Genomic DNA, 24,521 nt, shown 5'->3' on the forward strand with positions numbered 1-24,521 from the left:
GCAGCCGGCTCAGGTGGCCGGGGAGATCACCACGGCGGTGCCGTAGGCGCAGACCTCGGTGCCGACGTCCGCAGCCTCGCTGACGTCAAAACGGAACATGAGCACCGCGTTGCCGCCGCGCGCCTTGGTCTGCTCGACCAGCCGCTCCATCGCCTCGTTGCGGCTCTCCACCAGGGTCTTCGTCAGACCCCGCAGCTCGCCGCCGACCAGCGACTTGAGCGAGGCCCCGATCTGGCTGCCGAGGTGCCGGCTGCGGACCGTCAGGCCGAAGACCTCGCCGATCACGTGGTCGACCCGGAAGCCGGGGATGTCATTGGTTGTCACGACCAGTACCTGGGCGTCCGGGCGCTGCCCGCCGCCGAATTCCTCGATGTTCGCCATGGGCCCATCCTGCGGGCCGGCCGGCCTCCGGGCCCAGAGGCGTGGCCGGGCCCGGGCGGAGAAGGGCGGGAAGCCACCGGGCGGGCAGGGGAAGGGATGCGGAGGGCCCGCCGAGGCGTGCGGAGAAGCCGGGAAGGGCCGGGAATGGCCGGGAAGGGTGGGGGGAACGGCGGGAAGCTCGGACAGACCGGTGATCGGGCGCCCGAAAAGCCGTACCGTAGCCCCATGGGCGAGCGAAGCGATCATCCACAGGGGCCGGGCGCGGCGGAGGACTCCGGCGCGCAGGAGATCGAGGCGACGGTGGTGCTGGGCCTGCGGATCTCCGACTGGCCGGCGTTGCGTGCGGCCGCGATCGCGGCCGTGGAGGAGCTGGACTTCGACGGCATCGACCCGGCCGGCCAGCGCCGCGAACTGCTGCGCGAGGTGGCCGAGGACGCCAACGCGGCACTCGGCGCGCTGCTCCACCCGGACCGGCTGGTGGCCGCGATCCCGGGCGTCGAGGCGATCGGCGGCACGCTGGAGATCAGCGTCACCGAGGACTTCGCGCCGGACTTCGCCGAGTTGTTCCCGCTGGACGGCGGCGAGGACGAGGACGGCGGCGGCGGAACCGGCGACTGGACCCTCACCCCGCGCACCGCCTGTCTGCTCCACGCCCAGCTGCTCGGCCTGGCCGACGCCGCCTATGACGACCTGGAGGAGCACGAGGACGAGCCGGTCACCGACGGCGATGAGGCGGACTGGACGGTCTTCGGCCGGCTGCCGCAGCGCACCTGGCGTCTGCACCGGGCCTGGCGCCGCACGATGGCCCGCTCCTTCGACGACCTCGCCGACGACCTCGCGCTCGGCGAATGGCCGCTGCCACGCTGCCTGGCCGAGGAGATCGCGCTGCGGATGGCCCTGGTGGACGCCCGCGCGCTGCTCGGTGCGCAGCCCGAGTCGGTCGCCGACATGATGGGCGACCTTCCGGCCGACCTCTACGACTACGACTGGGACGGCTGCCACGACGAGCTGTTCGGCGTCTTCGGGCCGGACGACGGCGATCCGGAGCTGACCGCCGAGCAGCGCACCGAGCTGCTGCTCGCGGCCACCCACCCGGAGGGCTGGTTCCTGGTGTACGAGGACGCGGAGGAGCGGGACCCGCAGCGCGGCTACCGGCGCTGACGGCGGGGTGACCGGAGGGCGTGGCGGCCGGCCGACCTGTCGGCTGTGTGACCTGCCGGCTGGGCGAGCTGGCGACCTGCCGGCCGGCCGTTGCGGTGGGCGGCGTCCCGGTGCAGCGCGGGCGACACGGCCGGCGGCTAGGCTGCGAGCATGTCCGATATGTCCGATGTTGATGTGTCCGGCGGCGAGCTGGAGGCGGCCGACGATCCGGCACTGGCCCGGATCGCGCTGGGCCTCGACGGCGTCCAGGCCGCGCAGCGCGGGCGGACGGCGCAGGCTCGGGACAGTTTCGAGCGGCTGTGGGAGGCGCTCGGCGAACGTGACGTGTTCCACCGTTGCGTGCTCGCCCACTACCTGGCCGACCTGCAGGACGACCCGCGCGCCGAGCTGGAGTGGGACCGGCGGGCGCTGGCCGCCGCCGACTCGCTGACCGCCGAGCAGGCCCAGACCTACGAGTCCGCCCTCCAGGTTCGCGCCTTCTATCCGTCACTGCACCTCAATCTGGCCTCCGACCACCTCAAGCTCGGCGAGCCCGACCAGGCGCGCGAGCAGTTGGAGCGTGCCGTACGGAGCCTGGACGCGCTGCCCGAGGACGTCTACAGCGCCGGCATCCGGTCGGCCGTCGACGAACTGCGGCAACGTCTGCGCTGAGGCACTCGGGCGGCGAGGCGCCGAGGTGCCCAGCCGAGGCGTCGAGCTGTCGACGTGCCGACGTGCCGACGTGTCGACGTGCCGACGTGTCGACGTGCCGACGTGCCGAGGTGTCGAGTGGCGACGTGCCGACGTGCCGGGGTGTCGATGCGGCCAGGTGTCGACGTGGCGAGGCTTTCGCCGGGCTGTCCGGTGGCGCCTGTGCCGGATGTTCCAGGGGGGGTGGGCGGGGGCGGTTGTTCACCGTTTTTGTTCAATGGCCGAGCCCCGAACCCGAACAACCCCGGTGCGCTACACCTGGAGCGCTGCACCGACCGGCGATGGGGAGAGTTCGGCAGATGACGACGCTGTGCATCGGAAACAACCGCACCGAGGAGATGGTCGGGGACCTCACCGGGATGACGCCGCTGGAGCGGCTCTTCGCCGGGTGCGGGGCCCAGCGGATGCTCTGGTTCGCGGAGGACCACGACGTCCTGGTGCTGCCCTGGGCGCCGGACCCGGCGTACCTCGGTTACGTCACCGGACTGACCGGCACCCGGGCGGAGAGCCTGACCGTGGTGGTGCCGCCCTCGGGCGGCGAGGGCGACGACATCCTCACCCCGGACCGGCTGGCCGACCCGGGTTTCCGTGAGGAGCTGCGCCAGGCGCTCGCCGGGCGACGAGTGGACAAGGTGCTGGCGATCTCGCCGAACGCCGCCGTGGCCGACCTCGCCGTCGCGCTCGGCGCCGAACACGCCCTGCCGGGGCACGCGTTCGCCGCGCAGGGCGGCAATGCGCTGGTCAACAGCAAGGCGGTGTTCCGGGCCCTGGCCGCCGGCGCCGGGGTGCCCGTCCCGCCGGGGACGGTCGCCACCTCGCCGCAGCAGGTGGAGGCGGCGGTCAACGGCCTGCTGGAGCAGGGCCACAGCGTGATGATGAAGGTCGAGTACCAGGCCGGTGGCTTCGGCAACGAGATCCTCAGCCGGGACGAGCAGGTCACCCCCGCCGGCGCGCAGCGGGCCGTGTCGCTGGCGGACCGGGATGCGGTCGCCTCGTACGTCGCGGAGCGCTGGGAGTGGCTGACCGGAGGACGCAGCCAACGCGTCGTCGTGGAACGGTACTTCACCGATGCAGTGCCGCTGTACGCGGAGTTCGCGATCGGCGGGCACGGCTCGGTGCTGTCGGGCTGCGGGGAGATGGTGATGGACCCGGTGGTGGTCGGCGAGATCACCCCGCCGGTCACCCCGGACGCCGGCACGCTGGCCGAACTCGTCGACCTGGCCGCCCGGCTGTGCGAGTCGCTTCGGGTGCTCGGCTACCGCGGCACGCTCAGCGCGGACGCCTTCCTCACGCCCAAGGGCGAGCTGTACTTCAGCGAGACCAACGGGCGGCTGACCGGTTCGACGCACCTGCACGACGCGCTGTTCGCGCGCCTGGTCGGTGCCGAACACCGCACCGCCCGGGTGATCCTGGAGCTGGCCGGCCTGCACGTGCCGTCCTTCCCGGAAGCCGTCGCGGCGGTCGAGAGGGCCGGACTGGCCTTCGATCCGGCGACGCGCACCGGCGTGGTGTTCAGTGCCGACTTCGGCCCCGCCGACGGCTCGGTGATGTACTGCGTGATCGCCGAGGACGCGGCGGCGGCCAGGGCGGCGGAAGGCCGGCTGCTCGGACTCTTCGCGCAGTGACCGGCGGGGCTGCTGTCGGGCCTCCGGTGATGCGGGCGGCGGTGATCCACCGCTACGGCGGGCCGGAGGAGTTCCGGACGGAGACCGTGCCCGAACCGGGAGCCGGGCCCGGCCGGGTACTGATCGACGTCACCCTGGCCGGCCTCAACTACGCCGACCTGCACTGCCGCGCGGGCGAGTACCAGCGCTACCCGCTGCCCGCCGTGCTCGGCGCGGACGTGGTCGGCCGGCGGCGCGGCGACCGTCGGCGGGTCGCGGCCCTCCTTCGCACGGGCGGCGGATACGCCCAAGTGGTTTGCGCAGAACAGGCGTTCACGGTGGAGGTGCCGGACGGCGTCAGTGACGAGCAGGCGTTGGCGCTGCTGGAGCAGGGGGCCACGGCCTACGGCGCGCTGACCCTGCTCGGGCGGCTGCGGCCGGGCGAGCGGGTGGCGGTGACGGCGGCGGCCGGCGGGGTCGGGCACCTGGCGGTGCAGCTGGCCCGTGAGCTGGGCGCGGGGCGGGTCGTGGGCCTGGCCTCGACGGCGACCAAGCGGGAGTTCGTCCGCTCGCTCGGTGCGGACGCCGCACTCGACCCGGCCGACCCGCAGTTGGCCGCCCGGCTGGGCGAGTCGGGGGGAGTGGACCTCTTCGTGGACTCGGTCGGCGGCGCGGTGCTGCGCTCCGGCCTGGCCGCGCTGGCGCCGTTCGGCCGGCTGCTCTGCGTCGGGGCCCGCGGCGGCCCGGAGGAGTCCTTCTCGGTGGCCGAGTTGGCGGACGGTTCGGCCGGCGTGCTCGGCTTCTGGCTGCAGCACCTGCTGGACGACCGGACGCTGTTCGCCGGCGTCGCCGAGCACCTGTTCCGGCTGGCGCGGGAGCGGCGGCTGGTCGCGCGGATCGACCGGGTCGTTCCGCTCGACGGCGTGGCCGGCGCGCACCGGGCGATGGGCGGGCGCGAGACGATGGGCAAGGTGCTGGTGGACGTGCGGCGGGAGTCCCGCGGCGGGGCGACGGCACAGAACCCGTAGCCGGTGCCCGGTAGCCGGTCATAGGTGACAGGCGACAGGTGGCAGGCGGGAGTGGACGTCCGGCAGCTGACGGACGGTGAGATCCGTCGGCTGCCGGTCGTCATGCGCCGGTCGCCGTTCGCCGGCGGTTCGGCGTCCTCTCAGTAGCCCGTGACCTCGTCCAGGCCGTGGCCGCGCAGCGGGACCAGGAAGCTGCGCTCGAAGACCACCACCACCTCGCCGGTGGACTTGGTCCCGGTGGTGCGGCAGCTGACGATGCCCTGCCCGGTGCGGCTCTTCGAGAGCCGCTTCGCCAGCGTCTCGGTCTCCGCGTAGAGGGTGTCCCCGGTGAACACCGGATGGGTCATCCGGATGTTCTCCCAGCCCAGGTTGGCGATGGTCCGCCCGCTGGTGGAGCGGGCGGTCATGCCGCCGACGATGCTGAGCGTCACCAGGCTGGAGACGATCGGCCGCCCCCAGGGCGTGTGCTCGCTGTACGCGGCGTCGATGTGCAGCGGGGCGTCGTTCATGCTGAGCATGCTCATCAGCACGTTGTCCAACTCGGTCACCGTCCGCCCGGGGCGGTGCTCGATCACGTCGCCGACCGTGAACTCCTCGTAGTAGCGGCCGACCACCTCGCGGTAGCGCCGCTCGCCGATCAGCCGGTAGCCGGCCGGCTCGGGTTCGTCCATGATGCGCTGCTCCCAAGTGTCAGAGGTCGGAGGTCAGTTCCTTGACGTGGCCGGCGAACTCGGTGATCAGGCGCTCGTCCATGTCGGAGCGCAGCATCAGCCGCAGGCCGGCCTCGCCCTTGGGGACGATCGGGAAGAACACCGCAGAGCTGTAGAAGCCGCGCTCGAAGAGCTGGGCGGAGAGCTTGACCGCGCGCTCGGCGTCACCGACGTCGACCCGGCGCACCGGCAGGCCGTTGCCGGCGAAGGTGGTCGGCAGCAGCTCGTCGAAGAGGTCGATGTTGCGGTTCAACCTGGCCTGGAGTTCGGCGAGTTCGGGCGACCGGTGGATGGCGGCGCTGCCCAGCGAGGCGCCGACCAGCGGCAGTGCGACGTTCTGCGACCAGCCGACCGGCCCGGCGTGCCGGTGCAGGAACTCGAACTGCTCCCGGTTGCCGAGCATCGCGATGCCGCCGCCGGTGCCGAAGCCCTTGCCGAGGCTGGCGGCGATGACGGTCAGCGGGTTCATCTCCAGCCGGGAGCGGACGAATCCCTCGCCGCGCTCACCCATGATGGAGAGCGAGTGCGAGTCGTCGATGTAGAGGAACAGGCCGTAGCGGTCCTGGAGTTCGAGCAGGCCGTCGAGGGCCGCTGCGCCGCCCATCGAGTACGCGCCGTCGGCCACGTAGGCGACCCGCGGGTACCTGCGGCAGATGTCCTCGAGGTAGTTCAGGTCGTTGTGCGGGCAGTTGAGCACCAGCGACTCGTCCGCGCAGATCGGCTTCACGTACGCCATGCAGAAGTGGCAGAACCGGTCGAAGACCATCACCCGGGGCCCGCCGCCGGTGCCGTCGCAGGTGCCGTCGAGGTGGCCGGAGGCGATCAGCGGCAGGATGCCGGCGGTCAGCGCGGTGCAGGAGGCGCCCGGCAGGATGTGCGCGCCGAACAGCTCGCCCAGCTCCTCCTCCAGCTGCACCAGCAGGTTGTGCCGGATCCGGGTGGTGGAGGTGACCAGCCAGGTGCTCCGGGACTCGGTGAGCGCGTCCACCGCACCGGCCGCGACCTGCGGGTGGTTGTTCAGGCCCAGGTACGCGCAGGAGACCATGTTGGCGAACTCGTGGCCGGTCTCCCGGACGATCAGCCGGTTGTTGGACTCCGAGTCCACCTTGATGCCGATCAGGCCGTTGGCACCCGCCGTCTGCCAGACCGGGTCGGCGGTGGCGAGCATCTTTTCGGCGTTGCGGTACCGGCGTGGGCCCCGGATCGATTCGGCTGCTGCGGTCATGGTCGCTTCTCCCTGATATCGGTCGGTGCGATCGGTGCGGTTGGCGCGGCTGCTGCGGGGAGCCCGGGCGGTGCGGCCAGGACGGGGGACACGGGCGTTGCGGGTGGTACGGGCGGCTCCGGTGGGGCGAACTGCTCGATCAGGCGCTGGGAGGCCTCGAAGAACGGCATGCCGACCATCACCCCGTCCACGACGGTGACCGAGCGGCCGTTCTCCCGCCCCGCCTCCACCACCCGCCGGGCCCGCTCCAGCAGTTGCTCGTCCGGGCTGAACGCCTCGTTGATGAGCGGGAGCTGGCGCGGGTGGACGGCGATCTTGCCGCTGAAGCCCAAGTCCCTGGCGAGCGCGGCCTCCCGGCGCAGTCCGTCGATGTCGGCGACCTCGAAGAACGGCGCGTCCATCGCCTCCACCCCGGCGGCGCGGGCGCTGTTGACGACCCGGCCGCGGGCGTGCGCCAGCGCCTCCCAGGAGAGCCGGGCGCCCACCGCGAAGGCGTAGTCGGCGGAGCCGAAGACCAGCCCGCGGAGCCGGTGTCCGGCCGCCGCGACGGCGGGCGCGTGCTCGATCCCGAGCGGCGTCTCCACAACGGCGAGGAACTCCGTCTCCGGGCAGTCCGGCCCGAGCGCACCGGCCGCGATCTCGATGTCGCGGGGGGACTCCGCCATCGGGATCAGGACGATGTCCGGCTTCACGCGGTAGCGCGTGATGGCGATCAGATCGCGCAAACCGTCCGGGCCGGAAAGGGAGTTGATACGGACCGCGCTCCGGGCGAGTTTGCTGGACGGCAGGGCGAAGAACTCCTCGGCGAGCCGGCGGGCCTCCTCCTTTCGTGCGGGCGGGACCGAGTCCTCCAGATCGACCATGGCGATATCGGCCCCGGACTGGTGGCTCTTGGCGTACCGCTCCACCGCCATCGCGGGTGTGGACAGCAGGGAACGGCAGTACCGCGTGAACTTCATGGAAATCTCCGAAGTCAGCGAAGTCTGCGGCTCCCGGTTCTATCCCACCGGCTTTGTTCGGCGCCGTGCGGCTGGACATTGAACATCAACTCGGAACAACCGGCCCGAAGGTCCCATTGTTTGACGCCAACTGTCCTGCGCATGATGAATCTTGGGGGATGCGCGTGAAGGTCACCACTTCAACGGAGAAGGGGACTGCTGTGCCGCGTCGGGAGAGTCCACTGGACCAGGGGGACGGGCCGCTGCTGCGGTTCGCCGGCGACCTACGGGCGCTCAGGGAACGTGCCGGGACACCGCCCTACCGCCAACTCGCCGTCCGGGCGCACTGTTCGGCCGCCAGCCTCTCCGTGGCCGCCGGAGGGCGCAGACTGCCCAGCCTCGCCGTCACCCTCGCGTACGTGCAGGCGTGCGGCGGCGACGTCCGCGAGTGGCAGCACCGCTGGCAGCTGCTCGCCGCCGAACTGGCCGCCGACACCGCCGCCCGGCGCCGGGCCCAGGACGCCGGACGCGCCCCCTACCCGGGTGCGGCGGCGTACGAGGCGGCGGATGCGGAGCGGTTCTTCGGGCGCGAGGCGCTACTGGACCAGCTCGTCGGACTGCTGGGCGAGCGGCGGCTGGTGCTGGTCACCGGGCCGTCCGGGGTGGGCAAGTCCTCGCTGGTCAGGGCCGGGCTGCTGGCCCGGATCGGGGGCCTGGGCGGAGCCGGGGGCCCGGGCGGAGGTGACGGAACCGGTGGCTGCGCAGGGCCTCGCGGTGCGACGGGCCATCGCGGCGGGGCCGGTGCGGGGAGGCCGGGCGCCGGCGCGGCGCCGGTGGCGCTGCTCACCCCGGGCGAACGGCCGATGGAGGCGTACGGGCCCGCGATCGCCCGGCTCGGGCAGCGAGCCGGGCAGGCCCGGGGCGTGCGAGCCGGCCTGGACGCCGCCGGGAGCGAGGGGTACGAGCGGGCGCGGGGCGGCGATCCGGTCCTGGTGGTGGACCAGGGCGAGGAGCTGTGGACGCGGTGCGGGGACGCCGGCGAGCGCACGCGCTTCCTGGACGCCCTGGTGGCGGCCGCCGACGGTACCTCCCGCGGCGTCGGGGGCGGGGAGGGCTTCCGGTGCAAGGTGGTCCTGGTGGTCCGGTCCGACCGGAGTGCCGCGCTGCGGGCCGAGCACCCAGGCTTGGCCGCCGCCTGCCACGACGCCGTGCTGACCGTGGGCGCACCCGCGCCGGACGAGCTGCGCCGGGCGATCACCGAGCCGGCACTGCGGGCCGGTTGCACCGTCGAGGGCGCGCTGCTCGCGGTCCTGATCTCCGCCGTGGCCCAACAGCCCGGAGCGCTGCCGCTGTTGTCTTCGGCCCTGCTGGAGACGTGGCGGCGGCGCAGCGGTAACGCGCTCACCCTGGCCGGGTTCCAGGCCACCGGCGGATTCGAGGGGGCGCTCGCGCGGACCGCCGAGGCGCTGTTCGACGGGCTGGGCGCGGCCGACCGGGAACGGGCCCGGGCGGTGTTCCTGCGACTCGGCGGCGAACCCGCCCCGGGAGCCGGCGGTGAGGGTGCGCGAAAGCCGGTCGGGCGCGGCGAGTTCGACGACCCCGGAGTGCCCGCGATGCTCGAACGGCTGGTCCGGTCCCGGCTGGTGGTACTGGACCGGGACACCGTGGAGCTGTCCCACCACGCCCTGCCGCAGGCCTGGCCCAGGCTGCGCGACTGGCTGGCCGAAGGCCGGGAGGAGCGCGGCGAGCAGCGGCGGCTCACCGTGGCCGCGCGGAGCTGGGCGGCAGCCGACCGTGACCCCGAACTGCTCTACCGAGGCGCCCGCTTGGACCAGGTGCGCCGGCGGATGGCGTCCGGTGAGCTGGCCTCGGGCGGGGTCGAGCGGGCGTTCCTGGCGGCGGCGCTTCGTGCGGCCGCCGCCGACCGCCGCCGGGCCCGGCGGCAGAGCCTGGCGCTGGCCGGGGTGGCGGCGGCCGGCGGGGCGCTGCTGACGCTGGCGGGCGGGCACCGGATCCGGCGCGCCTGGCGGCTTTGATCGGCCTCGGGGAAAAGGGAGTTGAACAACGGCGTTGTTGATCGGCGGGCCGATCGGCCGGGGCCGGGAATGTCGATCACCTGCTTGCGCGGCCGTCGGGCGGCCGGGTAGCTTGGCGATCGATCCCGGCTCAGGCAACCTGTGAATTCGCCTGCCCGGCCGGGGATTTCCCGTCCATCGTGATCGGCCGGCGCCGCTGCGGTGGTTTACCGACGTTCGAGGCCATTCCGCCGCCGGATCGGCGTTTTTCGGTAGCCGCTTCCTGTGGGTGTTCGCGCTGTGCTCTGCCCTGCCCTGCCGTGTCCGATGTTCCTTCGGTTCTCGCCACTTCTTGCCGTTCGTCGCCGTTACCCGTCGTTCTTGCCGTTCCTCGCGGTTGCTCGCCGGGGGTTGTCGTTCTTCGCCGGTTCCTCCCGCGCTCCGTCGTGCGGAGCGGCTCCCGCAGTCGGGGGCCGACCCGGTGTTCCAGCCGTCCCTACCGATCCCGAATCCGCGTCAAGGGGGAGTCATGTCCAGTTCGGCCAGCCCGGCCCAGCCGGCCCGTCCGGTGCACAGTTGGGACGAGTTCACCACGCTGCGTGAGGTGGTGGTCGGCAGCGCGGTGGGCGCACGGCTGCCCGAGCAGTCCGACCCCTCGTCCTGGCTGTCCTGCTTCCCGAAGACCAGCGCCGCCGAGCTCGCCACGATCCCGGTCGGCGCTTACCCGCAGCAGGTGATCGAGGAGACGGAGGAGGACCTGGACGCGCTGGCCGCCACCCTTCGCGGGCTCGGCGTCACCGTGCGCCGGCCCGAAATCGTTGACCACAGCGCCGAGTTCGCCGCCCCCGAGTGGCGCGCAGACGGCGGCTTCCACTCCTACTGCCCGCGTGACCTCACCCTGGTCGTCGGCGAGACGGTGATCGAGGTGGCGAGCCCGATGCGCCACCGCTACTTCGAGGTGTTCGGCCTGCGTGACCTCTTCCAGGAGTATCTGCGAGGCGGGGCACGGTGGCTGGCCGCACCGCGTCCGCGACTGGACGACACGCTCTTCGAGTTCGACACCGACGGGCTGCCCCTGCTCGGTGAGGCCGAGCCCGTGTTCGACGCCGCCAACGTGCTGAGGCTCGGCCGCGACGTGTTCTACCAGGTCTCCCGAAGCGGCAACGAACTCGGCCTGAAGTGGCTGGAGTCCACCCTCGGACTGCTCGGCGACCTGCGGCTGCACCCGCTGCGCGGCATCTACGGCTACACCCACATCGACAGCACCATCGCTCTGCTGCGGCCGGGCCTGGTGCTGCTCAACCCGGAGCGGATCAGCCCCGAGACGGTGCCCGAGCCCCTGCGCGGCTGGGACATCCTCTGGTGCCCGCCCGCCGAGCCGGCTGCGGACTCGCCCGAGCATGCGCTCAGTGAGAGCTGGATCAGCATGAACCTGTTGATGGTCAGCCCCGACACCGCCATCGTGGAGTCCGGCCAGCAGAGTCTGGTCAAGCAGCTGGAACACGCGGGCATCACCGTCCTTCCGCACCGGCTCCGTCACTCACGGGTGCTCGGCGGGGGCTTCCACTGCGTGACCCTGGACATCCGGCGGGACGGCGGGGCGGAGGACTACCTTTCCTGACGCCTGCCTTTCCTGACCCCTACCGGTGCCGGCTTCCCCGGCCTCGCCGGCTTCCCCGGCTTCCCCGGATTCCCAGGCTTCCCCGGCCTCCCAGGTCGGCTCGACCGGATCGGTCCTTCCGTTCCTCCCGGCCCCCTGACGATCTCCACCTGGCGTGATCGCGGCGGGGTGGGGGCTGGCATGCTTGACGGGTGACTTCTCCGTTCGACGCCCCCGTCCCTGACCCTGCCCCCGAGGACCGCGACGCCCGGCCGCAGTACGTGCTGCCGCTCCTCGTCCGGCTGGAGCGGGCCACCCCGCCCGGGCGGACCGACGCGCTGGAGACCTCGGCGCGAGCCGTGCTCACCCTGCTGGCCGACCCCCGGGTCACCGAGCCGGACGGCGAGTGGGCGGAGCGGGTCGCGGCCTGGGAGGACGCCCGGATCCGCAAGGTGGTCCGGCGGGCGCGGGGCGGCGAGTGGCGCCGGGCCGGCGAGCTGCCGGGGATCACGGTGAGCGGGCGCGAGGCGGAGGTCCGGGTGTTCCCGCCGATCCCGCTCGACGGCTGGCCCAAGGACCTCGTCAAGCTCCAGGTCTCCGGCACCGACCTCGAGGAGACCGGCCCGGTCGGCGCTCCCGAGCCAGGCGTGCCCGTGCTCTGGCTCAACCCCGAGCTGGAGATGAGCGCCGGGAAGACCATGGCCCAGACCGGTCACGCCGCCCAGCTGGCGTGGTGGCGGCTGGACGACGCGCAGCGCAAGGAGTGGGCCGAGACCGGCTTCGCGCTGGCGGTTCGCACGGCCGACCCGGCGGCCTGGGCGGAGCTGGTCGCGAGCGGCCTGCCGCTGGTCCAGGACGCGGGCTTCACGGAGATCGCCCCGGGGAGCTGCACCGTCGTGGCGGAGCACCCGGCCCTGCGCCGGTGAGCGGGAAGCGTCGGCGGAGGGCGCCGGGCAGAGGGCTCGCCGCCGACGGCTGACCGGGCGCAGACAGCACGCGGGGGACCGCGTGGCGGGCGGCCACCGGGCTTCCGCAAGGGAGGATCCGCCCCGGTTCACGCCTCGTACCGGCGTATCGAGCGCAGGCCTCCGTACGCCGCGGCGGCGGCCCAGAGGGTCATGATCAGCAGGCCGGTCCAGTGCCCGTAGTGGACGGTGGGGTCGGGCTGGGTGTGCATCGCGTACAGGCCGGCCCGGTCGGGCAGGAACTGGCCGGCCTCGCGCACTCCGGGGATCGCGGCCAGCACGGTGGTGCCGAGGAAGGCCATCGGCGTGAGCAGGCCGAGTGCGGCGGTGAAGTTGCGCAGCATGGCGGTCAGGCCGAGGCAGAGCACCACCAGCAGCGGGTGGTAGAGCACGCCCGCCAGGAAGCTGCGCCCCATGCCGGGGGCGGAGAGGTCCAGGCCGACGGTGGCGGCGACCGCGAGGAACGAGCCGGCCGTGGAGACCAGTCCGAGCAGCAGCCCCAGCCCGGCGCCGAGGGCGAGCTTCGCGGCGTAGAGCCGCCCGCGCCGGGGCACGGCGGTGAGCGAGGCGCCGATCATGCGGGTGTTGAACTCCTGGCCGATCAGGAGGATGCCGAGGCAGGCGACGGCGACGTGGCCGAACAGCAGGCCGTAGTAGATCCCGCCCGCCTGGTCCTCGCCCGGAGTGTGGTCCGCCTCCCCGTACGCGGCGTTGACCGCGAGGGTGATGCCGACCGTGAGCCCGACGGCGACGAGCGGCACGATCCACTGGGAGCGGAGCGTGGTGAATTTGATCCGCTCGGACCGGAGTACGGCGGTGGCGGTGGTCATCGGTAGCGTCCCTTCCCCGGGCGCCGGAGGGCGCAGGCGGGTGTCGTCGCGGCAGGCGGCGGAGCAGCGTGGTGGCGGAGCAGTGTGGTGGCAGGGCGGGGTGTTGGCGGGGCGGGGTGTTGGCGGGGGCGTGGGGCGTGACGGCGGGGCCGCCCCGGTTCACGCCTCGTAGCGGCGTATCGAGCGCAGGCCTCCGTACGCCGCCGCCCCGGCCCAGAGCGCCATGATCAGCAGGCCGGTCCAGTGCCCGTACGCGGTCTTCGGGTCGTCGGCGTAGTGCAGCGCGTACTGGCCGGCCCGGTCGGGGAGGAACTGGACCACGTCGCGGACGCCCGGCACGCCGCCGAGGAGCGGGGAGAGCAGGAAGACCGTCGGCACCAGCAGGCCCATCGCGGCGGTGAGGTTGCGGAGCATGGCCGTCAGGCCGAGGCAGAGCACCACCAGCAGCACCGGGTAGAGCACCCCGACGGTGGCGCTGCGGGCGAAGGCGGGCCCGTCCCAGTCACCGGAGGCGAAGGCGGCGTACCCGGCGAAGGAGCCGGCCGTCGCGAGCAGGCCGACACCGAGGGCGGTCAGTGCGCCGAGGGCGAGCTTCGCGGCGTAGAGCCGCCCGCGCCGGGGCACGGCGGTGAGGGAGACGCCGATCATGCGGGTGTTGAACTCCTGCCCGATCAGCAGGATCCCGAAGCAGGCCAGTGCGGCCTGGCCGAAGTTGAGCCCGTAGTGGATGCCGGTGCCCGGGTCGTCGGTCAGGGTCGGGTCCGTGTCGCCGATTGCCGCGGCGACGGCGGTGCCGAGGCCGGCCGTGAGCAGGACGGAGAGCAGCGGGGTGAGCCAGAGCGAGCGGAGGGTGGTGAGCTTGATCCGCTCGGCCCGCAGGACGTTCCCTCCGAGAGCGGTGGAGGTACTCATGCCGCCACCGCCCGGTACTCGACACTGTCGGCGGTCATCCGCATGAACGCCTCCTCCAGGGAGTCCTGTTGGACGGCGATCTCGTACAGCACCACGCCGTTGGCCGCCGCCAGTGCGGCGATCTGCTCGGGCTCGGCGCCGGTGATCTCCCAGGCGCCGCCGTCCACCGGTTCGGCCGCCAGGCCGGAGCCGCGGAGCAGCGCGTCGAGCTTGGCGCCGTCCACGGCGCGCACCCGGATCCGGGTGCGGCCGTGCCGGTCGATGAACTCCGAGGTGGCGGCGTCCGCCAGCAGCCGGCCCCGGCCGATCACCACCAGGTGGTCGGCGGTGAGCGCCATCTCCGTCATCAGGTGCGAGGAGACCAGGACCGAGCGGCCTTCGGCAGCGAGGTCGCGCAGCAGCGTGCGGATCCAGCGGATCCCTTCCGGGTCGAGGCCGTTGACCGGCTCGTCCAGCATGAGGACCGGCGGGTCGCCGAGCAGCGCGGCGGCCACGCCGAGGCGCTGGCGCATGCCGAGCGAGAAGCCGCGGATCCGGCGGCCGGCCGCGTCGGCGAGGCCGACCTGGGCGAGCACCTCGTCGACCCGCCGGTCGGGCAGGCCGTTGCTGGCGGCGAGCCAGCGCAGTTGGCCGCGGGCGGTGCGGCCGCCGTGCACGGCGTGGGCGTCGAGCAGCGCGCCGACCTGCCGCAGCGGGTCGGCCAGCCCGGCGTACGGGCGGCCGCCGACCAGGGCGTGGCCGGCGGTGGGCCGGTCCAGGCCGAGGATCAGCCGCATGGTGGTGCTCTTGCCCGCGCCGTTCGGCCCGAGGAAGCCCGTCACCACGCCGGGCCGGACCTCGAAACTGAGGTCGTCGACCACGCGCGTCCCGTCGTACTCCTTGGTGAGGCCCTGAACCTGGATCACGGCTGCCCTCCCTGTCCTGTCGCTGTCGGTCCCGCTGCCGGCGACCCGCTCGTGGGCGGGCCGGGCCGGTCGTGGGCGGTCGTGGGCGGTCCTGGCCGGCGCGCCGGTGGTCGGTGCGGACCGGGCCGGCCCGGGTCTGGATGGCCCCGGCCCGGCAGCCGCCCCGGCTGTCGATGGCCCCATTCGACCGGAGCGGACCTCCCGGCGGATCCCGCCGGGGAGGGGACTTGACTCCCTCTCGGGAGGGAGGGCCCCGTACTACGCTGACCTGGCAGGATGGCGGGATGCCCCGAATATTCGCGCCCTTGCTGAGCGCCGCCACCTACGCGCGGTGGCTGCACCTGGCCATCGGATGGATCTTCGCCGGGGTCGTCCTGATGATCTATCCGGGGACGTACGCCTTCGGCCCCGGCGGGATCCTGCTGCGGGCGGTCCCGGTGGACACGGCGCTGCTGGTGCTCGCCGCCCTGCTCCCGGCGATGCGCCGGGCGGAGGGTGTGCAGGCGCGGCTGCTGTTGATGCCCGAGCGCGAGCAGGACATCGCCGCCGAGCCCGCCCGCAGCTGGGCCGACCGGCGCCGGACGGCGGCCTGGCTGGCCGGACGGGTGGCTCTCGGCTCGCTCGTCGGGATGTTCTCCGTGGTGGTGCCCGCCGCCGCCTTCGACCTGCTGGTCCGTCCCGCGCCGCAGCTGCCGGGCGGCCTCCGGCTCCCCGCCGCGGACGGGCTGCCGTGGTACCCGATGCTGGCGCCGGTGCTGCTGTTCGCCCTCGGCTGGCTGGTCGTCTGGGCCGGCCGCCTCCAACTCGCCATGGCCCGGAGGCTGTTGGGGCCGTCCCCGGCCGAGCGGCTGGCCGCCGCCGAGCTGCGGGCCGAACGCCTGCTGGAGCGCAACCTGTTGGCGCGGGAACTGCACGACTCCATCGGCCATGCCCTGACGGTGACGGTCATTCAGGCCGGTGCGGCGCGCGAGGTGGGCGACGGGGCGTTCGTCGCCAAGGCACTCGAAGTCATCGAGGAGACCGGGCGGCAGGCGATGGAGGACCTGGAACGCACGCTCGCCCTGCTCCGGGACACCGGCGAGGCAGCCGACCCCGCCGAGGCCGGCGGCGCCCACGGCATCGGCGGGGCGAACGGCATCGGTGGCGCCCGCGGCATCGGCGGGGCGCACGGCACGCCCGGGGCAGGCGACGCCCGCGAGCGGCCCGGCATCGAGCAGCTGCCCGCGCTCCTGGACACCGCGCGCTCGGCCGGCAGCCCGGTCGAGGCGTGGATCGACGTGCCGTCCGGGAGGCTGCCCGGGGTGCTCTCCCGCGAGGGCTACCGCATCGTCCAGGAGGGCGTCACCAACGCCCTCAAGTACGCGCCCGGCGAGCCGATCAGCGTCCGGGTCGCGCTGCGGGACGGTCAGTTGGAGCTGCGCTGCGCCAACGCCCTACCCGTGGCGGCGCCCGCCCGCGGCACACCGCGGCGGGGCGGCAAGGGACTTCGCGGCATCCGCGAGCGGGCCGTGCTGCTCGGCGGTGAGGCCTCGGCCGGCGCGGAGTCCGGCGAGTGGGTGCTGGCCGTGCGGGTGCCCCTACGCTTGGGTGCGTGATGACCGACATTCTGCTGGCCGACGACGAGGAGCTGGTCCGGGCCGGCCTGCGGGCCGTACTGGAGGCGCAGGGCGACCTCCGGGTGGTCGGCGAGGCGGCCGACGGGGCCCAGGCGGTGGCCCTGGCCCGTGAACTGCGACCGCACGTGGTGCTGATGGACGTCCGCATGCCGGGGGTGGACGGTCTGGCGGCCACCCGCGAGCTCGTCCGGGACGGCGCCACGCCCGGCGGGTGGTCGCCGAAGATCCTGGTCGTCACCACCTTCGAGATCGACGACTACGTCTACCAGGCCCTGCGCGCGGGCGCCGACGGCTTCCTGCTGAAGCGCTCCCGGCCGGCCGAGATCGCCCACGCCGTCCGGTTGGTCGCGGCGGGCGAGTCGCTGCTGTTCCCCGCCACGATCCGCCGCCTCGCCGCCGGCCAGGGCAACCGGGCGGCCCGGGACGCCATGGCCCGCGCCGCCCTGACCGACCGTGAGGCCGAGGTGCTGCGCCTGGTGGCGCAGGGCCTGACCAACGGCGAGATCGCCGATCAGCTGTTCCTCGGCGTGCAGACGGTGAAGACGCACGTCAGCAGTGTGCTGGCGAAGCTCGGTGCCCGGGACCGGACCCAGGCGGTGATCGCCGCGTACGAGTCCGGATTCGTGGAGCCGGCGCAGTAGTCCTGCGGACCCGGGTGGCCCTGCAGACCCGGCTCGCTCCGCGGACCCGGGTGGCCCCGCGGACCCGGGTAGCCCCGTGGGGCGGCGGGCTCAGGCCGGGTACGCGTGCGTCTGGGTCGCCTTGACCGTCGCCCACACGATGGTGCCGGGGGCGAGGTCGAGATCGGCGGCGGCGGCCGGGGTGAGGTCGGCGGCCATCGGGAGGGCCCCGGCCAGGTCGGCGCGGACCTGGTCGCCGTGCAGGTCCAGGCCCGCGATCTCCATCTCCCAGACGTTGCGCGCGCTGGACTGCGGCTTCTCCCGGTGGAGCGTCACGGCGGACGGCGGGAAGGCCACGAAGGCGGGACCGGTCAGCTCCTCGCTGGTGGCCAGTTCGGTGCCGTCCGCCAGCGTGACCCGGTGGCCGTCGGCGCTGCCCTGGTACAGGTTGAGGCCGACCAGCCGGGCGATGTAGTCGGTGCGCGGCCGCCGGGCGATCTCGGCGGGGGTGCCGGACTGCACCTCGCGCCCGTTCTCGATCACCACCAGCCGGTCGGCCAGCACCATCGCGTCCAGCGGGTCGTGCGTCACCAGGACCGCCACCGCCTCGAACTCAGCGAGGTGGCGGCGTAGTTGGGAGCGGACGTCGAGCCGGGTGCGGGCGTCCAGGGCGGCCAGCGGCTCGTCGAGCAGAAGGAGCCGGGGCCGGACGGCCAGCGCCCGGGCGAGTGCCACCCGCTGCGCCTGACCGCCGGAGAGACGGCCGGGGCGGGCGGCGGCGTGCTCGGCCAGGCCCATCCGCTCCAGCCAGCCGGCCGCCTCGGCGCGGGCCTCACGCTTGGGGCGGCCCTGGCAGCGCGGGCCGAAGGCGACGTTGTCGAGCGCGCTGAGGTGCGGGAAGAGCAGGTACTCCTGGAACACCACGCCGACCGGGCGCTCCTCGGCGGGCGTGTGCAGGCGCTCGGCCGGATCCTCCAGGACGCGGCCGTCCAGCCGGAGGTGGCCGCCGGTGAGCGGGAGCAGCCCGGCGAGTGCGCGCAGGGCGGTGGACTTGCCGGCGCCGTTCGGGCCGAGCAGGGCGACCACCTCGCCGGGGGCGGCGGTGAGTGCGAGGTCGAGGCGGAAGGCGGAGCGGTCCACCCGCAGCCGGGCGTCGAGGGCGGGGGCGGCGGCAGTCACGGTGTGGGTGTCCAGGGGGCAGCGTGGTCGAGTGGGGCCCGGCGCGGAGGGCGTAGGGGGAGTCCGGCGGGTCGGACCTCCCGCTCCTGCGGTGGTGGCGCAGGCCGCGACGGCGAGAACGGCGGCAGCGTCGACGGCGGCGACACCGGCACCGGCAGGGCGGACTGCGGCGACACCGGCGCCGGCGGGGCGGACGGCGGCAGCGGCCGCAGGGCGCTCACGGGGCGGACATCCAGCGTTCGCGCAGGCCGACCAGTACGGCGACCGAGACCACCAGCAGGACGAGCGAGAGGGCGATCGCCGCCTCCGGATCGGACTCCATGGCCAGGTAGACGGCGAGCGGCATGGTCTGCGTCCGGCCGGGGAAGTTGCCCGCGAACGTGATCGTCGCGCCGAACTCGCCGAGCGCGCGGGCCCACGCCAGGACGGCGCCGGCGGCGATGCCGGGCGCGATCAGCGGCAGGGTGACCCGGCGGAAGGCGGTCAGCCGGGAGGCGCCCAGGGTGGCGGCCGCCTCCTCGTAGCGCGGGTCGGCGGCCCGCAGCGCGCCCTCCACACTGATTACCAGGAACGGCATCGCCACGAACGCCTCGGCGATGATCACACCGGTGGTGGTGAACGGCAGGGTGATGCCGAAGGCGGAGTCCAGCCAGGAGCCGACGATGCCGCGCCGGCCGAGCACCAGCAGCAGTGCCACACCGCCGACCACCGGCGGCAGCACCAGCGGCAGCGTGACCAGCGCCCGGACGAGCCGCCGGCCCGGCAGATCGGTGCGCGCCAGCAGCCAGGCCAGCGGCACTCCGAGCACCAGCGACACCCCCGTGGCCGCGGTGGCACAGACCAGCGAGAGGCGCAGGGCTTCCCACACCTCGGTGCTGGTGAGCTGGTCGGAGAGGCTGCTCCAGGGCGCCCGGACCAGCAGCCCGACCACCGGCAGGACGAGGAACGCCAGCCCGAGCAGCGCCGGGAGCAGCAGCACGACCGGGACGCGGTTCGCGCGCCGCCGCCGGGGCGGCCGGTCCGCCGCCGGGGCGGCCACCCCGGCGGCGGACCGGCCGGTGCGGTGGCTCACGGTGCCTGGAACCCGGCCGCGGTCAGGACCTGCTGGGCCTCGGGCGACTGGATGTAGGCGACGAAGGCGGCGGCGCCGTCCTTGTTGGGTGCCTTGGCCAGCGCGGCGATCGGGTAGTCGTTCACGGCCTTGTCGGCCTCGGGGAAGTCCACGCCGTCGATCTTCGCAGCATCGGCCTTCACATCGGTCTTGTAGACCAGCGACGCGTCGACCTCGCCGAGCTCGACCTTGGTCAGTGCGCCCTTGACGTCCTGCTCCAGGGTGACCGGGGTGAGGTCGACGCCGGCGGCCTTGAGCGCCGTCAGGGCGGCGGCCCCGCACGGCACCTCCTTCGCGCACAGCGCGACCTTGGCACCCGGGGCGGCGAGGTCCTTCAGCGCCGCGACGTGCTTGGGGTTGCCCTTGGGGACGGCGATGGTGAGCGTGTTCCTGACGAAGGTCCTGGGTGCGCCGGTGGCGCCGCCCGCGTCGGTGACCGTCTTCATGGTGGCCGGGCTGGCGGCGGCGAAGACATCGGCCGGGGCGCCGGAGTTGATGCTGCTGGCGAGGGCGGAGCTGCCGCCGAAGTTGAACGTCACCTTGGCGCCGGGGTTGGCGGCCTCGAACTTCTTGCCGAGGTCGGTGAAGCTCTCCTTGAGCGAGGCCGCGGCGAAGACGGTGATGCCGCCGGTGGCCTTCGGCGCGCTGCTGCTGCCGGTGGAGGCGCTCGTGGACGTGCTGCCCGCGGAGGCGTCCGAGGCCTTGGTGTCGCCGTCGCTGCCGCAGGCGGTGACCCCGAGGCTGAGAGCGAGGGCCGCGGCGGCGACGGCGAGTCTGCGGGTGCGGGCGGTGCGGGTGCTCATGGGTGTTTCCCCTCCTGGGGGCGCCGGAAGGGGCGCGGGGGTGCAGCCGCAGCTGCGGCCTTTACGGCGATCATAGTGCCGCAAATACCAGCTGAAAATCGTCTGTCGCATTGCACAGGCAAGGACCGCCGCCGATCACTGCCCGGTTGTCGGAAGGCTCAAACCGGGTGGGCACCGCTGCGCCGGCGGGCCCCGGATTCCACCCCGGACCGCCGGAGGAATCCCAGGAAACCCCTCCGGCAATCCCTCCGGCAACCCTGGAGAACCCGTGGGGAAAACCGTTCGCGCACGGGTGCCCCGAGAGGCCAGAGTGGTCACCGTCCGTACCCGCGCAGGTCGTCGGTCCGACTCGCACGCACGACCTGTCCGCACGGCCTGCCGCACCCGGTTCGCACGGGGTGTGGCAGGTCCGCACGCGGTACGGCACCTGGTACGCACCGCCGGCCGACCGGCCGAGCCAAGGGGAGGAGCACACCCATGTCCACACTGCGCGTCACCGCCGAGCGGCTGACCATCCTGGCCCATCCCAACGCGGACGCCCTCGAACTCGCCCAGGTCGGCCTCTACCGTGCCGTGGTCGCCAAGGGCGCCTACCGCACCGGCGACCACGCCGTCTACATCCCCGAGCAGGCCGTGCTGCCCGCCGTGCTGATCGAGGAGCTGGGCCTGACCGGGCGGCTCGCCGGGAGCAAGGCCGACCGGGTCAAGGCGGTCCGGCTGCGCGGCGAGCTGTCGCAGGGCATCGTCTGCCGGCCCGGCGCGCTGGCCGGCACCGACCTGGCCGCCGCCGCCGAGAGCGGCGAGGACTTCGCCGACGTCCTGGGCGTCACCAAGTGGCAGCCGCCGATCCCGACCTCGATGAACGGCGACGTGGTCCGCGCGCCCGACCTGCTGCCCTGGGTGGACATCGAGAACCTCAAGCGCTTCCCCGGCATCTTCGAGCCCGGCGAGCCGGTCGTGCTGACCGAGAAGCTGCACGGCAGCTGCTGTCTGGTCACCTACCACGCCGAAACCGGCGAGGTGCAGGTCTCCTCCAAGGGCATCGGTGCCCAGGGGCTGGCCCTGGCCGAGGACGAGCGCAACCTCTACTGGCGGGCGGTGCGCGCGCACCGCATACCGGAGGTGGCCGCCCGGCTGGCGGAGCGGCTCGGGGCCGAGCGGGTCGGCATCTTCGGCGAGGTCTTCGGCGCCGGCGTGCAGGACCTCACCTACGGCGAGTCCGGCCGCACCGAGCTGCCCGGCTATGCCGCGTTCGACGTGTCGGCCGTGGTGGAGGGGCAGCTGCGCTGGCTGCCGGCCGCCGAACTGCTGGACGGCGAGCTGCCGGTGGTGCCCGAGCTGTGGCGCGGGCCGTTCGACCCGGACACCGCGCTGGCGTTCGCCCAGGGGCGGGAGACCGTCTCCGGGCGCGAACTGCACCTGCGCGAGGGCGTGGTGATCCGGCCCGTGACGGAGCGCTGGAGCCCGGTGGTGGGCGGGCGGGCGATCGCCAAGGTGGTCAGCGACGCCTACCTGACCCGCAAGGGCGGCACCGAGTACGAGTGACCGGGCCGCTCCCGGCGCGGGCGGGGTGGTCGCGGGCGGTCCGCGGCCACCCCGGGGCCCCCTTCTCCGGTGACGCCGTGTCAGTTACGTTGGTGGGTCGCCATTGAAGGAGGCCCCCTCATGACCACTGTGAAAGCCCGGGTGCCCGGCCCGTCCGGACACCCGCTGTTCGGCTCGATGTTCGACCTCACCCGCCGGCCGCTGCGGACCTACCTGGCCGCGCGGCGCGACTACGGCGACGTCGTCCGGTTCACCGCCGGGCCGCCCGGGCTGCGGGCCGAGTTCTTCGTGATCTTCTCCCCGGAGGGCGCCCACCAGGTACTCGGCAGCGAGGCGGCCAACTTCCGCAAGGAGAGCGCCTTCTACGACGAGCTGCGGACCAGTGTCGGCAACGGCCTGCTCACCAGCCAGGACGACGACTACCAGCGCCAGCGCCGGCTGATCCAGCCGCTGTTCACCCGCCGCCGGGTCGACGGCTACGTGGACGCGATCGCCCTGGAGGCACGGGTGCTGGCCGAGCGCTGGATGGCCGTGCCGGACGGCGTGGTGGACGCGGCGGACGAGATGTCCCGGTTCGCGCTGCGCACGGTCTCCCGGATCCTGTTCGGCGCCGACGTCGAGGCGGCGGTGGACGTCGTGCACCGCAGTTTCCCGGCGCTCGGGGAGTACCTCCTGGACCGCGGCTTCTCACCCGTGCGCACCCCGCGCAACTGGCCGACCCCCGCCAACCGGCGCGGCGCCGAGGCGCAGCGGGACCTCTACGGGATCTGCGACCGGATCATCGCCGAGCGTGCCCTGCGTCCGGACGGCGCCGGCGGCAAGTCCGACGACCTGCTCGCACTGCTCACGCTCGCGCGCGGCGAGGACGGCGAACGGCTCGACCCGGACGAGCTGCGCGACCAGGTGCTGATCTTCCTGCTGGCCGGGCACGAGACCACGGCCACCTCGCTCGCCTTCGCCCTCCACCTGCTGGCCGGGCACCCGGAGCAGCGGCGCCGGGCCCAGGAGGAGGCCGACGCGGTGCTCGCGGGCCGCGAGCCGACCGCCGCCGACCTGGAGGCGCTGCCGTACATCACCCGGGTGCTCAAGGAGGCGATGCGGCTCTACCCGGCGGCCTCGGTGACAGGACGGCGGGCGGTGGCCGAGTGCGTGATCGGCGGGCACGTCATCCCGGCGGGCGCGCAGGTGATCCTGGCGCCGCTGGTCACCCACCGGCACCCCGACCACTGGGAGCAGCCGGAGCGCTTCGACCCGGACCGCTTCCTGCCCGAGCGGGAGAAGCAGCGCCACCGCTACGCCTGGTACCCGTTCGGCGGCGGCCCCCGCGCCTGCATCGGGCAGCACTTCTCGATGCTGGAGTCGGTGCTGGCCCTGGGGGTGCTGCTGCGTGACTTCGACTTCGAGGTGATCGACCGCCGGGTGGCGGTCGGCCAGGGCATCACGCTGCGGGTGGACAGCCCGATGCGGATCCGGCTCGCACCGCGCTGACGGGCTGTGGGGCCGACGGCTTGCGGGTGACAGCTGACAACTGGCAGCCAGTGGACGGGAGTTGTCAGCTGGGGCGCATGGGCACAGGACCGACCCATTCGAACACAGCGCCCGCACGCCGTGGGCAGCTTTTCACATCTTCGCGTAGCTCATTCCGGACCCCGATAGCGTCCCACGCACCCCGGACCGGAAGCGCACGTGTGTCTGGCATATGACGGGTGATCGATCCTCCGGGCTGGTCCTGGCCGGCCCGGACCCTTCACCGTCCGCCCCCACGCGGAGTCCGCCCGGTCCAGGGAGCCCGGGCGCAGCGTGAACGCCCCCGGGCCCGACCGGTCGACCGGAGGTCCCCATGGGCACGATGAACCACTTCAGCTTCGGCTGGCTGACGCCCGCGCTCTCGTACGTGGTGGCGTGCGCCGGCGCCGCGCTGGGGCTGCGGTGCACGCTGCGCGGACTCGTCGCGACCGGTGCCCCGCGCCGGAACTGGCTGCTCACGGCGGCCGCCGCGATCGGGTCCGGCATCTGGACGATGCACTTCGTCGCCATGTTCGGCTTCGCGGTCGACGGGACGGAGCTGCGGTACAACGTCCCGCTGACCGTGCTCAGCCTGGTGGTCGCGATCCTGGTCACCGGGCTCGGGCTGATGGCGGTCGGCTACGGACGGCACCGGGGCCTGGCACTGCTCACGGGCGGGCTCACCACCGGCCTCGGCGTCGCCGCGATGCACTACCTCGGCATGGCGGCCATGCGGCTGCACGGCGGCCTGCACTACGACCCGGGCACGGTGGCGCTCTCCGTGCTGATCGCCGTCGGAGCCGCCACCGCCGCGCTCTGGGCGGCCGTCACCATCCGCAACGTGTCTGCCGCGGTGGGCGCATCGCTGGTGATGGGCCTCGCCGTGAGCTGTATGCACTACACCGGCATGGCGGCGGTCCACGTCCAACTGGAGCCGGCCCGGACCGGGCTCGGCGGGGCCGCGCCGATGGAGTTCGTCTTCCCGCTCGCGGTCGGCCTCGGCTCCTTCCTCTTCCTCACCTCGGCCTTCGTCGCCCTCTCCCCGACGGCCCAGGAGCGCGCCGCCTACCAGGAGGCGGGTGAGCTGACCATCGAGGAGTTCCCGACGACGCCCGCGCGTCCGGCGCCTGAGCAGCACCACCGCGCCGCCTGACCAGCCCCCCCTGCCTGACTGGCA

The 24,521-nt window shown here is 73.7% G+C and carries 22 protein-coding genes; 12 read left to right on the forward strand and 10 right to left on the reverse strand.

Annotated elements, in window-relative coordinates:
• Positions 1 to 9 precede the first annotated feature (9 nt).
• Entirely contained in the window at positions 10 to 381 is a 372-nt protein-coding gene (locus tag ACZ5WK_RS03860; RefSeq protein WP_465544619.1) for a YbjQ family protein, read from the reverse strand.
• Positions 382 to 606: 225 nt separating this feature from the next.
• On the opposite strand from ACZ5WK_RS03860, the gene ACZ5WK_RS03865 reads away from it, so the two are divergent.
• The 4 genes from ACZ5WK_RS03865 to ACZ5WK_RS03880 all read left to right on the forward strand — a co-directional run bounded on the left by ACZ5WK_RS03865 (position 607) and on the right by ACZ5WK_RS03880 (position 4,864).
• Complete coding sequence (locus ACZ5WK_RS03865; protein ID WP_396319840.1) at positions 607 to 1,542, forward strand: hypothetical protein; 936 nt, start codon at positions 607 to 609, stop codon at positions 1,540 to 1,542.
• Positions 1,543 to 1,692: 150 nt separating this feature from the next.
• Complete coding sequence (locus ACZ5WK_RS03870) at positions 1,693 to 2,193, forward strand: hypothetical protein (RefSeq protein ID WP_465544622.1); 501 nt, start codon at positions 1,693 to 1,695, stop codon at positions 2,191 to 2,193.
• Between the two features lie 338 nt (positions 2,194 to 2,531).
• A complete protein-coding gene (locus tag ACZ5WK_RS03875; RefSeq protein ID WP_465544624.1) occupies positions 2,532 to 3,857 on the forward strand; it encodes a preATP grasp domain-containing protein in 1,326 nt (441 codons plus the stop codon).
• Positions 3,854 to 4,864 (forward strand): quinone oxidoreductase family protein, encoded by a 1,011-nt coding sequence (locus ACZ5WK_RS03880; protein ID WP_465544626.1) that lies wholly within the window; start codon positions 3,854 to 3,856, stop codon positions 4,862 to 4,864. Before ACZ5WK_RS03875 ends, ACZ5WK_RS03880 begins: the two co-directional genes overlap by 4 nt.
• A gap of 140 nt (positions 4,865 to 5,004) precedes the next feature.
• Here the strand turns inward: ACZ5WK_RS03880 and ACZ5WK_RS03885 are convergent, their stop codons facing one another.
• Genes ACZ5WK_RS03885 through ACZ5WK_RS03895 form a run of 3 tightly spaced genes read right to left on the reverse strand, consistent with a single transcriptional unit; the run spans position 5,005 to position 7,758 of the window.
• Positions 5,005 to 5,535: a MaoC family dehydratase gene (locus tag ACZ5WK_RS03885; RefSeq protein ID WP_396319844.1), complete on the reverse strand. Its 531-nt coding sequence runs from the start codon at positions 5,533 to 5,535 to the stop codon at positions 5,005 to 5,007.
• Positions 5,536 to 5,554: 19 nt separating this feature from the next.
• On the reverse strand, positions 5,555 to 6,799 hold the full coding sequence (locus tag ACZ5WK_RS03890) for an aminotransferase class I/II-fold pyridoxal phosphate-dependent enzyme (protein ID WP_465544629.1): 1,245 nt from the start codon (positions 6,797 to 6,799) through the stop codon (positions 5,555 to 5,557).
• Positions 6,796 to 7,758, reverse strand: a complete 963-nt coding sequence (locus ACZ5WK_RS03895; RefSeq protein ID WP_465544631.1) for an HpcH/HpaI aldolase/citrate lyase family protein — start codon at positions 7,756 to 7,758, stop codon at positions 6,796 to 6,798. Before ACZ5WK_RS03895 ends, ACZ5WK_RS03890 begins: the two co-directional genes overlap by 4 nt.
• A gap of 200 nt (positions 7,759 to 7,958) precedes the next feature.
• Between ACZ5WK_RS03895 and ACZ5WK_RS03900 the strand changes: the two genes are divergently transcribed.
• The 3 genes from ACZ5WK_RS03900 to ACZ5WK_RS03910 all read left to right on the forward strand — a co-directional run bounded on the left by ACZ5WK_RS03900 (position 7,959) and on the right by ACZ5WK_RS03910 (position 12,278).
• Positions 7,959 to 9,773 carry an ATP-binding protein gene (locus tag ACZ5WK_RS03900; RefSeq protein ID WP_465544633.1) on the forward strand — a complete coding sequence of 605 codons (1,815 nt, stop codon included), beginning with the start codon at positions 7,959 to 7,961 and terminating at the stop codon, positions 9,771 to 9,773.
• A 508-nt stretch (positions 9,774 to 10,281) separates the two neighbouring features.
• Positions 10,282 to 11,373: an inosamine-phosphate amidinotransferase 1 gene (locus ACZ5WK_RS03905; protein WP_465544635.1), complete on the forward strand. Its 1,092-nt coding sequence runs from the start codon at positions 10,282 to 10,284 to the stop codon at positions 11,371 to 11,373.
• A 191-nt stretch (positions 11,374 to 11,564) separates the two neighbouring features.
• Positions 11,565 to 12,278, forward strand: coding sequence for an aminoacyl-tRNA hydrolase (locus ACZ5WK_RS03910; protein ID WP_465544637.1), 714 nt, complete (start codon positions 11,565 to 11,567; stop codon positions 12,276 to 12,278).
• A 128-nt stretch (positions 12,279 to 12,406) separates the two neighbouring features.
• Here the strand turns inward: ACZ5WK_RS03910 and ACZ5WK_RS03915 are convergent, their stop codons facing one another.
• From ACZ5WK_RS03915 to ACZ5WK_RS03925, 3 genes are all read right to left on the reverse strand, one after another.
• Positions 12,407 to 13,147: a hypothetical protein gene (locus ACZ5WK_RS03915; protein ID WP_465544638.1), complete on the reverse strand. Its 741-nt coding sequence runs from the start codon at positions 13,145 to 13,147 to the stop codon at positions 12,407 to 12,409.
• Between the two features lie 159 nt (positions 13,148 to 13,306).
• Positions 13,307 to 14,059 (reverse strand): hypothetical protein, encoded by a 753-nt coding sequence (locus tag ACZ5WK_RS03920; protein ID WP_465544640.1) that lies wholly within the window; start codon positions 14,057 to 14,059, stop codon positions 13,307 to 13,309.
• Positions 14,056 to 14,964 (reverse strand): ABC transporter ATP-binding protein, encoded by a 909-nt coding sequence (locus ACZ5WK_RS03925; protein WP_465544642.1) that lies wholly within the window; start codon positions 14,962 to 14,964, stop codon positions 14,056 to 14,058. Before ACZ5WK_RS03925 ends, ACZ5WK_RS03920 begins: the two co-directional genes overlap by 4 nt.
• A gap of 284 nt (positions 14,965 to 15,248) precedes the next feature.
• On the opposite strand from ACZ5WK_RS03925, the gene ACZ5WK_RS03930 reads away from it, so the two are divergent.
• Positions 15,249 to 16,559, forward strand: coding sequence for a sensor histidine kinase (locus ACZ5WK_RS03930; protein ID WP_465544644.1), 1,311 nt, complete (start codon positions 15,249 to 15,251; stop codon positions 16,557 to 16,559).
• Positions 16,559 to 17,221 carry a response regulator transcription factor gene (locus tag ACZ5WK_RS03935; RefSeq protein ID WP_465545221.1) on the forward strand — a complete coding sequence of 221 codons (663 nt, stop codon included), beginning with the start codon at positions 16,559 to 16,561 and terminating at the stop codon, positions 17,219 to 17,221. Before ACZ5WK_RS03930 ends, ACZ5WK_RS03935 begins: the two co-directional genes overlap by 1 nt.
• A gap of 90 nt (positions 17,222 to 17,311) precedes the next feature.
• On the opposite strand, the gene ACZ5WK_RS03940 is transcribed toward ACZ5WK_RS03935, so the two are convergent.
• The 3 genes from ACZ5WK_RS03940 to modA form a co-directional block, all read right to left on the reverse strand.
• Positions 17,312 to 18,379 carry an ABC transporter ATP-binding protein gene (locus ACZ5WK_RS03940; protein ID WP_465544646.1) on the reverse strand — a complete coding sequence of 356 codons (1,068 nt, stop codon included), beginning with the start codon at positions 18,377 to 18,379 and terminating at the stop codon, positions 17,312 to 17,314.
• Positions 18,380 to 18,596: 217 nt separating this feature from the next.
• A complete protein-coding gene (locus tag ACZ5WK_RS03945; RefSeq protein ID WP_465545223.1) occupies positions 18,597 to 19,418 on the reverse strand; it encodes an ABC transporter permease in 822 nt (273 codons plus the stop codon).
• A gap of 29 nt (positions 19,419 to 19,447) precedes the next feature.
• On the reverse strand, positions 19,448 to 20,293 hold the full coding sequence (gene modA, locus ACZ5WK_RS03950; RefSeq protein ID WP_465544648.1) for a molybdate ABC transporter substrate-binding protein: 846 nt from the start codon (positions 20,291 to 20,293) through the stop codon (positions 19,448 to 19,450).
• A 477-nt stretch (positions 20,294 to 20,770) separates the two neighbouring features.
• Here modA and ACZ5WK_RS03955 point away from each other — a divergent pair, with 477 nt between their 5' ends.
• From ACZ5WK_RS03955 to ACZ5WK_RS03965, 3 genes are all read left to right on the forward strand, one after another.
• Positions 20,771 to 21,838, forward strand: a complete 1,068-nt coding sequence (locus ACZ5WK_RS03955) for an RNA ligase (ATP) (RefSeq protein ID WP_465544650.1) — start codon at positions 20,771 to 20,773, stop codon at positions 21,836 to 21,838.
• 120 nt (positions 21,839 to 21,958) lie between these two features.
• Positions 21,959 to 23,326, forward strand: coding sequence for a cytochrome P450 (locus tag ACZ5WK_RS03960; protein ID WP_465544652.1), 1,368 nt, complete (start codon positions 21,959 to 21,961; stop codon positions 23,324 to 23,326).
• Positions 23,327 to 23,678: 352 nt separating this feature from the next.
• Entirely contained in the window at positions 23,679 to 24,497 is an 819-nt protein-coding gene (locus ACZ5WK_RS03965) for an MHYT domain-containing protein (protein WP_465544654.1), read from the forward strand.
• Positions 24,498 to 24,521: the final 24 nt, after the last annotated feature.

It is taken from the genome of Kitasatospora sp. NPDC032757 (genome assembly GCF_055579305.1).